Raw genomic sequence first — 14,290 nt, forward strand, 5'->3', positions numbered from 1 at the left:
CCGGTCCGGACGAAGGCCCCGGGCCACTACATCAGGAGTACACACATGCTCTCGGACAAAGCCCGCCCTGTCATCGAGGCCACGCTTCCGCTGGTCGGTTCCCGGATCGGCGAAATCACGCCCAAGTTCTATGCCCGGCTTTTCGCCGCCCAGCCCGAACTCCTGGACGGCCTGTTCAGCCGCTCCAACCAGCGCTCCGGCAACCAGCAGCAGGCGCTGGCCGGCAGCATCGCCGCCTTCGCGACCCACCTGGTGAACAACCCGGGCACGCTTCCGGAGGCCGTCCTGTCCAGGATCGCGCACAAGCACGCCTCGCTGGGCATCACCGAACCGCAGTACCAGGTGGTCTATGAGCACCTGTTCGCTGCCATCGCGGAGGACCTGGCCGGCGTCATCACCGCCGAAATCGCCGAGGCCTGGACCGAGGTCTACTGGCTCATGGCGGACGCGCTGATCAAGCTGGAAAAGGGACTCTACGTGGCGCAGGCAAACAGCAGGATGTGGACGCCATGGAAGGTGGCCGCCAAAACGCAGGCCGGAACCGGTGCCATCACCTTCACGCTCGAACCTGCGGACGACACTCCCATCACTCCTGCGCTTCCGGGCCAGTACGTCAGCGTGAAGGTCCAGCTGCCGGACGGCCTTCGCCAGGTCCGCCAGTACTCACTGTCCGGCGACGCGGGAACGGCCCGCACCTTCACCGCAAAGCTGGACGACGGCGGCGAGGTGTCCCCGGTGCTGCACGCCGGCGTCGGTGTTGGAGACATCCTGGAAATCTCCAACCCGTACGGCGAAATAACGCTCAAGGACGGGGACGGCCCCGTGGTCCTCGCATCCGCCGGCATCGGCTGCACCCCGACGGCCTCCATCCTGCGTTCGCTCGCGGAAGCGGGGACCGGGCGGCAGGTGCTGGTGCTGCACGCGGAAAGCACCCTGGACAGCTGGGCCCTGCGCGGGCAGATGACCGAGGACGTGGAGCGCCTTGACGGCGCAGACCTTCAGCTCTGGCTCGAGGAGCCGCAACCCGGCACCAAGGCCGGCTTCATGTCGCTGCGCGAAGTGGACCTGCCGGCCGGCGCATCGCTGTACCTGTGCGGCCCGCTGCCGTTCATGCGGAAGATCCGCAGCGAGGCAATCGACGCCGGCATTCCGGCGACCCGGATCCACTACGAGGTCTTCGGCCCCGACATCTGGCTCGCTTCATAACCGCAGAAAGCGCGAACGGACACTTAAGCAGCGGGGCTTAAGTGTCCGTTCGCGCAACGTGCGACGGCGGCCCCGCACCTTTCAGCGAAAAGGTGCGGGGCCGCCGTCGTACTCGCAGTGAGGCGGTGGGGACCTAGGCCAGGCGGGCCTTCAGCCCGTCCAGCTCACCTTGGAGCGCCTCGGGCAGCGAGCTGCCGAAGTTGGCGAACCATTCCTCGATCGATGCGAGCTCGGTCTTCCACTCCTCAGGGTCGACGCGCACGGCGTCTTCCACCTGGGCGGGGGTCATGTCCAGGCCCTTGAGGTCGATGGATTCTCCGGTCGGCACGAAACCGATGGGCGTCTCCACGGCATCAGCCTTGCCTTCGAGGCGTTCGATGGCCCACTTGAGGACGCGTGAGTTGTCCCCGAAGCCCGGCCAGGCGAAGCCGCCCTCGGCGGTGCGGCGGAACCAGTTCACCAGGAAGATCTTCGGCAGACGCTCCGGGTTGGCCTTGGCGGACAGGTTCACCCAGTGATTCAGGTAGTCGCCTGCGTCGTAGCCGATGAACGGAAGCATGGCCATCGGGTCGCGGCGCACGACGCCAACGGCGCCGGCCGCAGCGGCCGTGGTCTCCGAGGAAAGCGTCGCGCCCATGAAGATGCCGTTGGACCAGTCACGCGCCTGGGTGACCAGCGGGATGGTGGTCTTGCGGCGGCCGCCGAAGAGGATCGCGGACAGCTCCACACCATTCGGGCTGTGGTATTCCTCGGCCAGCATGTCGATCTGGTCGATCGGCGTGCAGAAGCGGGAGTTCGGGTGGGCCGCCGGCTTGTCGGAGTCCGACGTCCAGGAATTGCCCTGCCAGTCGGTGAGGTGAGCGGGCACTTCCTCAGTCATGCCCTCCCACCACACGCCGCCGTCGTCCGTGAGCGCGACGTTGGTGAAGATGCTGTTGCCCTTGGCGATGGCGCGCATCGCGTTCGGGTTGGTGCCCCAGCCGGTGCCGGGAGCGACGCCGAACAGGCCTGCTTCCGGGTTGACGGCGCGGAGTTCGCCTTCCTTGCCGAAGCGCATCCAGGTGATGTCGTCCCCGAGGGTCTCCACCTTCCAGCCTTCGATGGTGGGATCCAGCAGGGCAAGGTTGGTCTTGCCGCAGGCGGACGGGAACGCCGCGGAAACGTAGTAGGTCTTCTGTTCCGGCGAGGTCAGCTTGAGGATCAGCATGTGCTCTGCCAGCCAGCCCTCGTCATGCGCCATGACGGAGGCGATGCGCAGGGCGTAGCACTTCTTGCCGAGCAGGGCGTTTCCGCCGTAGCCCGAGCCGAAGGACCAGATGGACCGCTCCTCGGGGAAGTGCACGATCCACTTGTCCGGGTTGCACGGCCACGGAACGTCGGCCTGGCCGGCCTCCAGCGGGGCACCGAGGGAGTGCAGGGCCGGGACGAAGAACGCGTTCGTTTCGGTGATCCGGTTCAGGACGTCCGTGCCGATGCGGGCCATAATGCGCATGGAGGCGACAACATAGGCGCTGTCGGTGATCTCGACGCCGAACTTGGGATCCTCGGCATCCAGGTGGCCCATGACGAACGGGATGACGTACATGGTGCGGCCGCGCATGGAGCCGGAGAACAGCCCGCGCAGCTTCTCCTTCATCTCGGCCGGAGCCATCCAGTTGTTGGTGAAGCCGGCGTCGTGCTCCTTTTCGGAGCAGATGAACGTCTGCTCTTCCACGCGCGCCACGTCAGCGGGGTCGGAGAACGCGGCAAAGGAGTTGGGGAAAAGGTCCTGGTTCAGCCTCTTCAGGGTGCCCGCCGCGACGAGTTCGTCGGTCAGGCGGGTGTTTTCTTCCTCGGAGCCGTCAACCCAGTGAATCCGGTCCGGCTGGGTCAGCCCAGCGACCTCTTCAACCCATGCCAGGAGGCCGGCATGTGTGGTGGGTGCTTTCTCAAGCAGCGGCAGTCGCGCCAGATGGCCCATTGTGGTTCCCTTCGTCGGGTTCAGTGGTGTGTGATAAATGCTATTTCTGATCATCTAGCCCATTTCGTGGTCAGACGTGGGATGTCCGCCCCCTCGACGGGGAAATTCCGCGGAAAATCAAGGATCCGGGGTTTACAAAACTTGAAATTCGTGACGAAGGTCACATAGACCGGTCTAGTAGCGGAGATTACACAGGTCTCGATTTGGAACTGGGGCGGACCTCGCGTAAAGTTATTCGAGGTTCGGGGCGAGCGAAGAGTTCGGCAGGAACCGGAAGATGCGCCCATAGCTCAGCTGGATAGAGCGTCTGTCTACGGAACAGAAGGTCAGGGGTTCGAATCCCTTTGGGCGCACAGAGAGAAGATCCGCACCGGATATCCGGTGCGGATCTTTTGCTTTAAGCCCGGGTCTGCCTCAACCATGACGGCCTGCGTCAGGCTGCGCTCGGGTATCCCTTGCCGGGGCGTCGCCTGCAAGGGCGGGCCCTCTACAGAAGGGCGGGCGTCACTCCGCGACGGCGTCGGAAATCCGGCGGCGGATGCCGTCGAAGTGGCGGGTCAGCTCCTGGGCGGCACGGGCCTTGTCACCGGCCGCCACGGCCGTGTAGACGTTCCGGTGCAGCGCGGCCACCGCCGCCAGGTCCTCGGCACCGGCACCGGTCTCGGTATGGATCCTGCGGTAGACCTTCCAGAAGACTCCCAGCAGGTTGAGCAGGAGCTCGTTGTTCAGGGGTTCGAAGAGCCTGCTGTGGAAGTCCGAATCGGCGTCGACGAACGACTCGCCCGCTGCCGCCAGTTCCTCCATCCGGACCACCGATTCCTCGATGCCGGCGAGTTGCTCGGCCGTAATCAGGTCCATGGAACTGCCGATGAGGCCTGACTCCAGCGCCTGGCGCACGTCCACGAGCTGCAGCGCCTCGAGCCCGTGGTGCCGCAGGGACAGCCTGGCGCGGAAAATGAGGCCGTCCGCCAATGCTTCAAAATTGCTGGGCGCCACGAACATTCCGAAGCCGTGGCGGATCTCAATGACGCCCAGGGCCTGCAGGACCTTAAGCGATTCCCGCAGCGTATTCCGACCCACCCCAAGGGCGATGCACAGCTCGTTCTCCGTAGGCAGCGCATCGCCGGGTTCGAGTTCACGGTCAAGGATGAGCTCCATGATGTCCGACTGCAGGGCCCGAAGGCGGGCCTGGGCGCTGAACCTGGCCGGCGGAACAATATTCGAGGACGGCATCGGAACTCCTTTGTGACGGTACTTCCACACGGTAGCGGATGTCCCATGTCCCCTGAGCGGAAGGGGGCATTGTTACGGACCCGGCGGTGCCGGCGGTGCGCCGGCGTGCCCCGGCCGCGTGTCCACGCCGTGAAGCCGAAAGCGGTGCATGGCCCCGGCGTAGGCTGTTGCCATGACGCCACATGTTGTTGAACGGGGATTCGATGTCATTGTGATCGGCGCAGGCGCTGCCGGCGAAAATGTCGCAGACCGGGTGGTGCAGGGCGGCCTGACCGCGGTGCTGGTGGAGGCCGAACTGGTGGGCGGCGAGTGCTCCTACTGGGCCTGCATGCCGTCAAAGGCCCTGCTCCGGCCCGGCACGGCGCTGCACGGTGCGCAGACCGTCCCCGGAGCCAGCGAGGCGGTCACCCAGACCCTTGACGTCGCGGCCGTCCTGAAGAGCCGCGACTCCTTCACCTCCAAATGGCAGGACGACAGCCAGGTGCAGTGGGTGGAGGATGCCGGCATTGAGCTGATCCGCGGGCACGGCTGGATCACCGCGCCGCGGGCCGTGGAAGTCGCCGGCCTCGACGGCAACTCGTATGCGCTCACGGCGCGGCACGCCGTCGTCCTGGCGAACGGCTCCACGCCAAACCGGCCGCCCATCGACGGACTTTCCGAAGTTCAGTACTGGGGAACCCGCGAGGCGACGTCGGTCAAGGAGATCCCCGAACGGCTGGCCGTCCTTGGCGGCGGCGTCGCGGGCACGGAGCTCGCCCAGGCCTTTGCCCGCCTCGGGTCGGCCGTCACGCTTGTGGCGCGCAGCGGCCTGCTCCGGAATTTCCCCGCGGAGGCCGCGAAGCTGGTTGCCGCCGGGCTCCGCGCCGACGGTGTGGAAATCCGCCTGGACACCGGGACGCGGAGCGTTCGCGAGAACGACAACGGCTCCCTGACCCTGACGCTCGACGGCGGCGACACCGTTACGGTGGACAGGCTCCTGGTTTCGACAGGGCGGCACCCCGCCCTGGAAGGGCTGGGGCTGGAAAGTGTGGGGCTAGGTGCCACTACCGGAAAGGCCCCGACGCTGAGCACGGACTCCACCGGCCTGGTGCACGGCGCAGCCGGCAGCGACGACAGTCCGTGGCTCTACGCGGTGGGCGACGCGGCGGGCAACGCCCTGCTCACGCACCAGGGCAAGTACGAGGCCCGCGCCACCGGCGCAGCCATCGCGGCCCGCGCCAAGGGTGAGCTAACGGGTGCGCCCGAGGCCTGGAGCCGCTGCGCGCAGACCGCAAACGAGCACGCAGTTCCCAATGTGGTGTTCACGGATCCGGAGCTGGCGAACGTCGGCCGGTCCGTGGAGCAGGCCCGGAAGGACGGCTACAACGTGTCGTCCGTGGAGCTGCCCATCGCCGTGGCGGGCTCTTCCCTGCATGCCAAGAACTACGACGGCTGGGCGCAGCTCGTGATCGATGAGGACCGCAAGGTCCTGCTCGGTGCGACGTTTGCCGGCCCCGACGTCGCCGAGCTGCTGCACGCGGCGACGATCGCCGTCGTCGGTCAAGTCCCGCTCGACCGGCTCTGGCACGCCGTCCCCTCGTACCCCACCATCAGCGAAGTCTGGCTCCGGCTCCTGGAGAAGTACGGCCTCTGACCCCGGCCGAACCACAGCGCGAACGGACAGCAAATGCCCTCAAATGCGAGTTTTGAGGGCATTAGCTGCCAGTTCGCGCATGACCGATGGATCACAATGACACGAATCTATTTGAACTGACCGGTCAGTTTAGTTAGCCTTGATGCAGACGACATCTGCGAAAGGCTCCCTTTGCTCTCCGTACAACAGCTTCGCGTGAACGGCCGGCGGGATGATCTCCTCCCGCCCACGTCACTGCAGGCATCCCGCGGCGACCTGCTGCTGGTCACGGCCGACCGCCAGGACCAGCGGACCGCGCTGGCCCTGGCGCTCAGCGGCCGGATGAAGCCGGGCGGCGGAACCATCAGCTGGGACGGGCAGACCAAAATCAAGCAGCTCCGCACCGCCGGCGCGCTGGTGGACTCCCCCGGCGTCAACGAACCCGAAGAGCACCTGAGCGTCCGCGACCTGGTGACAGAGGATCTGTCCCTCATTCCCCGCCGGTACCGCGGGGCCCTCCTCAGCAAGCCTTGGCTGAAGATCAACCGCTTCGAGGACATCGCCGGGATGTGGGCCGAGCAGCTCCCTCCGCGGCGCCGCACCGAGCTCCTGACAGCCCTGGCGCTCGCCAACCCCCGCACGGACCTCCTGGTCATGGACTCCCCCGACAGGCACAGCGCCGAGCCGGCGGACTGGCTGCCGCGGCTCACAGAACTGGCGTACGACGGCGGCCGGCCACTCGCCGTCGTCGCCGCCGTGACTGCCCTCCCGCCCGGCTGGACCGGCCCGGCCGCCGTCATCGGCAACGCGGCCCCGAAGGCCGCCGTCACCGAAGAACAACCCGAAAACGAGGACGCAAAGTGACAGTGCTGCGGCTGGCCCGTTCCGAACTCAAGCGGATGACCGGCGGCCTGCTGCCCAAGCTGACCATCCTGGCGCTGACCATGGTGCCCCTGCTCTACGGCGCTGTCTACCTGTACGCCAACTGGAATCCGTACGGCAACCTGAACCAGATCGACGCCGCGCTTGTGATGGAGGACGCCGGCGCCGCCACCAGCGACGGCGTCCGCCTGCAGGCCGGGCAGAAGGTGGCGGACAGCCTCGTTGAAGGGCACGTGTTCAACTGGCAGCCCGTCCAGTCCGCCGCCGAAGCGGACCAGGGCGTCAGCGAGGGAAAGTACGCCTTTGCGCTCAAGATCCCCCGCGACTTTTCCAGCAACCTGGCCTCCCCCGGAAGCTTCGATTCGGCCAGCCAGGCCATGCTCAACGTCACCACCAACGACGCCAACAACTACCTGCTCAGCACCATCGTGGACAAGCTCACCACCGCCGTGCACGCCTCCGTCGCCAAGGAGGTCGGAGCGGAAACAGCGAACCAGCTCCTGACGGGATTCGGCACCATCCACACGCAAATGGCCAAGGCGGCCGACGGCGCCGGAACCCTGGCGGACGGCGTCGCCCGGCTCCGCGATGGCGCCGCCGGCCTGCATCAAGGCACCGGCCAGCTCGAGGCAGGCGCGGCGGAGCTCTACGACGGCCAGGTCAAACTTCGCGACGGCGCCGCGCAGCTTGCTTCCGGAGCCGGCCAGCTGAGCGGCGGGCTGGCACAGCTCAAGGACAAAACTGCCGGGCTTCCCGCCGATTCGCAGAGGCTTTCCGACGGCGCCGCCCAGGTCGCCGCCGGAAACGCGGCGCTGAACACCAAAGTCCAGGACGTCGTCGGGCAGCTGCAGGCCGCAGACGACGGGCTCCGGGCGCGGGTCCAGGAGTCCAATGCCCGGCTGGTCGCCGCCGGCGTCCTGACCCAGGATCAGGCGGCCAAAGTCCTGGCCGACTTCGACTCCGCCGCGGCCTCCGGGCCAGTCACAGACGCGAGGGCGAAAATCCGGGCCGACGCCGCACAGATCCAGCAGCTCGCCGACGGCTCGGCCGCCGTGAGCGCCGCGGGGGCCGAGCTCGCCGCAGCAGCTCCTGCGCTGTCCGGCGCCATCTCCACGGCATCGAGCGGCGCGGACCGGCTCTCCGCCGGCGCAACAACCCTGGCGGCCGGACAGCAGGCGGCCCTGGACGGTGCGGCCGCGCTCTCTGAGGGGGCCCGGAAGCTTGACGACGGCGCAGCCCGGCTGGAGACCGGAGCCGGCACCGCAGCCGACGGTTCCCGGACGCTGGCCACGGAGCTGTCGAAGGGTGCCGGCAAGGTGCCCAACCCGGATCAAGCGCAGAAAAGCAACCTCTCCGGTGTGATGTCCGATCCCGTGGCCGTCAGCAACGTATCGCAGGCCAAGGCGGGTTCCTACGGCGCCGGGCTGGCGCCGTTCTTCCTGACCCTGGCACTGTGGATCGGCGTGTTCATGCTGGTCCAGGCCATGCGCCCCGTCACGCAGCGCGCCCTCGCCTCCAACGCGCCCGCTTGGAAGATCGCCGTCGGAGGCTGGCTTCCGTTCCTTGCCGTGTCCGCCGTGCAGGCCAGCCTCCTCACCCTGGTGGTGAATGTGGGGCTGGGGCTGAATCCCGCCCATCCCATGCTGATGTGGCTGTTCCTGCTTGCCGCGGCGGCGGCCTTCAGTGCCATCATCCAAGGCGTGGTGGCCCTGCTGGGTTCGCCGGGGAAGCTGGTGGTCCTCATTCTCCTGGTGCTGCAGCTTGTCTCCTCCGGCGGAACGTTCCCGTGGCAGACCACGCCGCAGCCGCTGCACGTGGTGCATCAGATCCTGCCCATGGGCTATGTGGTCAACGGCATGCGGCACCTGGTCTACGGCGCGGACCTCTCCATGATCCCGTCCACCGTGGCCGGACTGCTTGGCTACACTTTGCTGGGGGTGGTGCTCTCAACGCTGGCCGTCCGCAAGCACAAGTTCTGGACCCTCAAGACCCTGAAACCGGAGATCGCCGTATGAGCTCGTCGGAGGCCGGCCAGGCGGCCGTTCAGCCCAAGAAACTCCGCCCCGCCCGGACGAACGCCACCAAACAGAAGCTCTTCGAGGCCTCCATGGAGCTGATCGGCGAGCGCGGCGCGGCAGGGGTGACGGTGGACGAGATCGCGGCGGCGGCAGGCGTTTCCAAGGGCACGGTCTACTACAACTTCGGCAGCAAGTCCGACCTGATCGCGCAGCTCCTGCGGCACGGCGTGGACATCCTCGAAGCCAGGCTTCTCAGCGTGCAGGGCGAATCGGCGGACTCCCTCGCCGGCATGGACGCCATGATCGGGCAGGCCATGGACTTCATGGCGGAGTATCCGTCCTTCGCCCGGCTGTGGGTGAGCGAGAACTGGCGCACTCCCAGCGAATGGCAGGACACGTTCGCGGAGCTCCGCACACGGCTGCTCGGAGTGATCGGCTCCGCGATTGAAAGCGTGGCCGCGGAGTACCCCGTGGACGCCTCCATCTCCCGGGGAAGCCTGGAAACGGCGATATTCGGCGCCTGTTTTGTGGTCGGACTCGACCGCCAGACGTACAACCCGGAGCGGACCCGTGACCAAAGTGTTGCGGCCATCATGGCCATCATGCGTGGCTACGTGCAGAAGTAGCCTGATCCTCAGCCATGATTAGTCCCATGGGCCACATGGGTAACAGCGGGAAGACAGCCATCGGCGCTGTTTTCGCCGCGCTCGGCACGCTGGTGCTGACGGCCGTCACCCTTGAGGAGGCTGCGCTGTTCGCTTTCCTGGGCGCAGTGGCCGTGGGATACGTGGCGTCGGTGGCCGAAGCATTTGCCCGCCGGCGCTACCTTGCCCTGCTGGCCGGCGGCGTCGGGACCAGTCTGTTCATCGGCTGCAGCATAGCCTTCCTGCGCATGTGGGGCCTGGCGTTCAACCAGGACCCCGGGGCACTCGGGGAGGCCGTGACCACCAAGGACTCGGACATCTACTTCTACCTGGCGGCCGCCTCGGGTTCGCTGACCCTGCTGGTGCTCTTCGCCGGGGCCGTCTGGCCGTCCGGCAGGCGCCTGCGGCCGCGGCCCCGGGTCGCGGCCCGTAAACCGGCACCCGCCCGTGCGCCCACGCGCCGGCCTGCCGCGAGAGTCCCTGCAGGCACGCGGCAATCTCCTGCGACCGCCCAGCGCACTCCCGCACAGCGGCAGGCTACACCGCGTCAGGCCCTCCAGCGCACCGCGGCACCCCGCCAGTCCCCACCGCGCCAGTCGGCTCAGCGAACAGCCGCCCCGCGGACATCCGGCTCAGGGACATCCGGTTCAGGGACGTCCGGCTCGGGGACATCTGCCGGCAGGACTCCCCGCCGCTGAACGGCCGCAGAACCGCCGCGCACGCCCGACGTTCAAGGCCCGACGTTCAGGGACGGCACGCAACGCAGTGGCCAGGTCACCGAAGACCCGGGTCACCGAAAGACGCCAAATGCCTGCCATCCGTTGCCCACCTGGCGGCTTCCGGTGAACCGGCCGCTGCCCAGGCTGTAGTAGATGAGCCGGCCGTCAACGGTCTTTGCCGTGATGCCGCGCGTTCCCGTGCCCTGGAACCCGAACGAGGCATGGGACTGGGCGACGGCGCCCCAGCCGTTCCCCACCTTCGGGCGCGCCTCCCGCGCGAACCTGCCGGCGCCGTCGGACCTGTACAGCATGAGGTCCCCGGCCGCGGTGGTGGCCAGCAGGTCCTGACGCCGGTCGTTGTCGAAATCGGCCATGGCCAGCTTCAGTCCCAGGAACCCGTTCCCGATCTGCTGCCGGGCCCCAAGGGCACCGCCGGCGGCATTCGGGTAGAAGTACATGGCACCGTCCGCAGCCGTTCCCACCACGCCGGGGAACCGGTGGCCGCTGTGCCACTTGCCCACGGTGATGTTCATAGACTGCCAGCCCGCCGTGCCGGCGGTAAATGGGCTGAGGAAGCCGCCGGAGAGCTTGCCACGATAGACCGTGAGGGTTCCGCTCTTCCACTGGGCGATGATGTCGTTGACCCCGTCAGCGTTCCAGTCGGCTACGAAGCCGGCTTTCAGTCCGGCCCAGCCGGAACCGATCCGTTCCCGGGAACCGAAGCCGCCTGTGCGGTTGGCCGGATAGTTCCACAGGATGCCGGCGGAATCTGCGGCGAGCACATCGGCCCCGCTCTTGATGGACGGGCGGGCCGCGAAGTACTGCTCCATGGTGGGGATGGCGCGGATCTTCATGTCCGTGGCCAGCTGGACCCCGACGAACCGCAGATGCCAGGGTTCATAGGTGTAGCCGGTGATGTGCGTGTAGCCCGCCGGATACCGCACGATGAACCCGTAGCGGTGCGCGTTCGCAGCCACCCAGCTCCCGCCCGGGGTGGTTCCGAAGCAGGCGCTCAGGCCGCAGCCGCCGCCCACATTGCCGACGTCAGCGGCGAGCCCTGTCTGGTGCTCGCTGTAACCGGGACGCGCCGAGATCTGGTCCGCATACGCCTGGCCGTACATCTGGACGTAGGAGCTGTACAGCGCGCTCTGGGAGGCATAGGACCTGTACGCGCTCACAACCTCCAGGGAGTGTCCGGCAGCACGCGCGCCGGCGAAGAGCTGGCTCATCGCGCCCGACACCTGGGCTCGCAGCAGATGGCCCGTGCCGCCCCACGAGACAAGGTCCCCCGGAACGAACTGCGCGGGGTTCAACGGCCGGGACTTGTTGACCAGCACCCAAGGGTTGCCCGGGTCTGTCACCACGCGTGTGGACAGCACCTCTCCGGACGGAGCGGCGTTGGAGGCCGGCGCACCGGCCGCAAACAGCATCAGAACGACGACGACGGCGGCGAACCGCCGGGCGCGCCCCCGCCACAGGTTCAAACCAGAAATCAGCATGGCGGGCCCTTCCCCACTAGACGACGCTGAGATCAAGGGTACCCGTGCGCAGCCGGGCAATACCGGCGGTGTTCGTGCTAGTGGGCGCGGGGGACCTTGAAATGCATGAGGCGGGCGTCCTGCCCGTCGAGCTCCGCCCAGGATTTCTCCGTCTCGAGGACGGTCAGCCCGCTGGTGGGGAACCGTGTTGCCGCGTCCATATAGGCGTCGTGCTTGGAATCGCGGGACGCCAGGTGCATGGCCAGGTCCTGCACTCCGGGCATGTGGGAGATCACCATGAGGGTGGTCACGGTATCCGGAACGTGGTTGATGACCGCGAGCATGCGGAGCGCGGAGGCGGCGTACAGCCCGTCCTCAAGCTTCGGCGTCGGCGCTTTGTCGCCGAGCTCGCTGCACACCCAGGTGCAGGTCTGCCGGGTCCGCAGGGCGCTCGAGCAGAGGATGAAGTCCGGGACGATGTTGTGTTTGAGCAGCCACTTGCCCGCCAACGGTGCCTCGCGGTGGCCGCGCTCTTCCAGGGGACGGTCATGGTCCGCCACGCCTCCGGGCCAGTCGGACTTGGCGTGGCGCATGATCACCAGACGCCTCTTGTGGTGCGCGCTCATGGACTCACCCTACTACCCAACTAGGTAGCAGCACGTGTCCTTTTGAGGCTCGAGAACGACGCGACCTGCGACCCAGTCGGGCAAGCCAGGGCTGGACGGTGCGGGTCAGTCGTCCAGGACGAAGGTCACCTCCAGCACAACATGCCAGGCGACGACGGAGCCGTCGGCGATTTCGACTTTCTGTTCCTTGACCCAGGCACCGGAAACGCCGCGCAGGGTCTTGTTGGCCCGGGCAATGCCCTCTTTGATGGCGTCGTCAAAAGAGGTTTTGGAGTTGGCGCTCAGCGTGGTGATGCGTGCAACGGACATGGCTCCTCCTGCTAGTCGAATCAACGATCAGAGCCTACGCCGCACCAAGAAAAGTCAACAGAGCCCCAACAAACCCACCCGCGGAGAGGCCCTCGCCGAAGGACCCGGAGCCCAAGAACGACAGTCCCAGGAGAGGGCGCTGTAGTGCAGGCGCCCCGCGAAAGCGAAAGCGCCCGCCCCAGCAGGGACGGACGCTTTGGCGTTTACGGAAAAGGCTAGATCGAGTACTCCGGCGCGGCCCAGACAACGACTTCGGGGTGCTCGTAGAACCGGTAGCCTTGGCCGCGGACGGTACGCACGGTGTTGGCGAGGCGTCCCAGCTTGGAGCGGAGGCGGCGGATGTGGACGTCGATGGTGCGCTCATTCGGCACCTCTTCGGCGTTCCGCCACAGGCCCTCGAGGAGTTCATCACGGCCCACGGTGCGGGTGCCGTTCTCCACGAGGTAGTTGAGGAGCTCGAACTCCTTGAACGTCAGGTTCAGGGATTCGCCGTCGAGGTGCACTTCGCGGCGGGCGAGGTCGATCAGCACGCCGGACGGACGGGGGTCCTGTGCCGGCTGCAGGCGCGCGGCCTCGGTGCGCTGCCGGGTGTTGACGGTCGGGTCGCCGAACGTGGAACGGACGACGTCGAGCGCGGAACCCGGGGCGCTGGCCGGCGCCACGGCGACGGCCGCATAGCTCTCGGCACCGGAAACGAGCGACTGGGCGTACGCCCGGATCTCCTGGGCGAGCTTGGCGATGGAGGTGCCGGCAGCTGCCGCGGTTTCCTCGTCGATCCCCATGTAGAGGACGAATCCGCGGGCCACGTTGTCGTTTGGCACGGGCCGGACGGAGGCGCCGGCGGCCGGGGCAACGACGGGCGTCGGCGCGGTCAGCGGAGCGGCTTCCTCAGCCGGCACGGCACGCAACTGGCCGTAAGAATTGGGGTTGTAGCCCTGGGGTGCGTAGCCGGGGGCGGGAAAGTTGTTCCCCTGGCCCGCCGGCGGGAAGGCCGGACGGGGGCCGAATCCCTGGCGCAGGCCCGACGTCTGGCCGGCCTTGTTGGCGTTACGGACGGAGATGTGGACGTATCCAGATGCAACTGACATGAATGCTTACCTCAATGTGAATGGCCGTCATCGCGGCTCGAATGCTTGGTTCCCCGCAATGAGTCCTGGGGAGGGGCGCCCGACGCTGGGCTGGGGGCGAATGCCTAAAAACTTTGTGGGGTAGAAAGTTAGGCGTGCATTCGACAACAGCGCATGTCGGCAGCAGCGGGTGTGCTGGGCCAATATTCTGCGGCTGCAGGTGCTGTTGAGTTCTTGTTCACAATTGAAAGTGTGCAACGTAACAATGAAAACTTGCAAGTAACAATGGGCCGCATCGTCCGCATCGTGAGACGAAACGCGTCTTTGTGGGGCAAGTCACAATTCTACAAGGCTGAATTTTCCCGATCTTTTTCCAGACCGATCGGTCGGAAAGCGCCATTTTTCGAATCATATTCGCCAGAACCCCTTTATTTCGTCAAATATTCAGCAACATTTCATATGCGGGAATTCCGGCCCCGCAAATCCCCGGTTGTCCAGCTATGACGCCATTCGGACGGAAGATTTTGGGCCATGCA

13 protein-coding genes and 1 tRNA gene are annotated in these 14,290 nt (G+C 66.8%); 8 read left to right on the forward strand and 6 right to left on the reverse strand.

What is annotated here, in order from left to right; genetic code table 11:
* Window positions 1-45 precede the first annotated feature (45 nt).
* Complete coding sequence (locus J7I89_RS00320) at window positions 46-1,206, forward strand: globin domain-containing protein (RefSeq protein WP_214966412.1); 1,161 nt, start codon at window positions 46-48, stop codon at window positions 1,204-1,206.
* 133 nt (window positions 1,207-1,339) lie between these two features.
* On the opposite strand, the gene J7I89_RS00325 is transcribed toward J7I89_RS00320, so the two are convergent.
* Window positions 1,340-3,166, reverse strand: a complete 1,827-nt coding sequence (locus J7I89_RS00325; RefSeq protein WP_214966413.1) for a phosphoenolpyruvate carboxykinase (GTP) — start codon at window positions 3,164-3,166, stop codon at window positions 1,340-1,342.
* Window positions 3,167-3,445: 279 nt separating this feature from the next.
* Here J7I89_RS00325 and J7I89_RS00330 point away from each other — a divergent pair.
* Window positions 3,446-3,519: transfer RNA gene (locus J7I89_RS00330), tRNA-Arg, on the forward strand.
* A gap of 151 nt (window positions 3,520-3,670) precedes the next feature.
* On the opposite strand, the gene J7I89_RS00335 is transcribed toward J7I89_RS00330, so the two are convergent.
* Window positions 3,671-4,399 carry a FadR/GntR family transcriptional regulator gene (locus tag J7I89_RS00335; RefSeq protein ID WP_214966414.1) on the reverse strand — a complete coding sequence of 243 codons (729 nt, stop codon included), beginning with the start codon at window positions 4,397-4,399 and terminating at the stop codon, window positions 3,671-3,673.
* 172 nt (window positions 4,400-4,571) lie between these two features.
* On the opposite strand from J7I89_RS00335, the gene J7I89_RS00340 reads away from it, so the two are divergent.
* The 5 genes from J7I89_RS00340 to J7I89_RS00360 all read left to right on the forward strand — a co-directional run bounded on the left by J7I89_RS00340 (window position 4,572) and on the right by J7I89_RS00360 (window position 10,253).
* Window positions 4,572-6,032 carry an NAD(P)/FAD-dependent oxidoreductase gene (locus tag J7I89_RS00340; protein WP_214966415.1) on the forward strand — a complete coding sequence of 487 codons (1,461 nt, stop codon included), beginning with the start codon at window positions 4,572-4,574 and terminating at the stop codon, window positions 6,030-6,032.
* A gap of 171 nt (window positions 6,033-6,203) precedes the next feature.
* Entirely contained in the window at window positions 6,204-6,875 is a 672-nt protein-coding gene (locus J7I89_RS00345; RefSeq protein WP_214966416.1) for an ABC transporter ATP-binding protein, read from the forward strand.
* Entirely contained in the window at window positions 6,872-8,908 is a 2,037-nt protein-coding gene (locus tag J7I89_RS00350; protein ID WP_214966418.1) for a YhgE/Pip family protein, read from the forward strand. The genes J7I89_RS00345 and J7I89_RS00350 overlap by 4 nt, the downstream gene beginning before the upstream one ends.
* Window positions 8,905-9,537 (forward strand): TetR/AcrR family transcriptional regulator, encoded by a 633-nt coding sequence (locus J7I89_RS00355; protein WP_214966419.1) that lies wholly within the window; start codon window positions 8,905-8,907, stop codon window positions 9,535-9,537. Before J7I89_RS00350 ends, J7I89_RS00355 begins: the two co-directional genes overlap by 4 nt.
* A 35-nt stretch (window positions 9,538-9,572) precedes the next feature.
* Window positions 9,573-10,253, forward strand: a complete 681-nt coding sequence (locus J7I89_RS00360; protein WP_214966420.1) for a hypothetical protein — start codon at window positions 9,573-9,575, stop codon at window positions 10,251-10,253.
* Between the two features lie 92 nt (window positions 10,254-10,345).
* Here the strand turns inward: J7I89_RS00360 and J7I89_RS00365 are convergent, their stop codons facing one another.
* The 4 genes from J7I89_RS00365 to J7I89_RS00380 all read right to left on the reverse strand — a co-directional run bounded on the left by J7I89_RS00365 (window position 10,346) and on the right by J7I89_RS00380 (window position 13,775).
* Complete coding sequence (locus J7I89_RS00365; protein ID WP_214966421.1) at window positions 10,346-11,773, reverse strand: M15 family metallopeptidase; 1,428 nt, start codon at window positions 11,771-11,773, stop codon at window positions 10,346-10,348.
* A 77-nt stretch (window positions 11,774-11,850) separates the two neighbouring features.
* A complete protein-coding gene (locus J7I89_RS00370; protein ID WP_214966422.1) occupies window positions 11,851-12,378 on the reverse strand; it encodes a histidine phosphatase family protein in 528 nt (175 codons plus the stop codon).
* A gap of 105 nt (window positions 12,379-12,483) precedes the next feature.
* Window positions 12,484-12,687, reverse strand: coding sequence for a dodecin family protein (locus J7I89_RS00375; protein WP_214966423.1), 204 nt, complete (start codon window positions 12,685-12,687; stop codon window positions 12,484-12,486).
* Window positions 12,688-12,902: 215 nt separating this feature from the next.
* Complete coding sequence (locus J7I89_RS00380) at window positions 12,903-13,775, reverse strand: winged helix-turn-helix domain-containing protein (protein ID WP_214966424.1); 873 nt, start codon at window positions 13,773-13,775, stop codon at window positions 12,903-12,905.
* A 153-nt stretch (window positions 13,776-13,928) separates the two neighbouring features.
* Here J7I89_RS00380 and J7I89_RS00385 point away from each other — a divergent pair, with 153 nt between their 5' ends.
* On the forward strand, window positions 13,929-14,258 hold the full coding sequence (locus J7I89_RS00385) for a hypothetical protein (RefSeq protein ID WP_214966425.1): 330 nt from the start codon (window positions 13,929-13,931) through the stop codon (window positions 14,256-14,258).
* Window positions 14,259-14,290 lie beyond the last annotated feature (32 nt).

The organism is Arthrobacter sp. ISL-5 (genome assembly GCF_018613835.1).
In the GTDB taxonomy this organism is placed as follows: Bacteria; Actinomycetota; Actinomycetes; order Actinomycetales; family Micrococcaceae; genus Arthrobacter.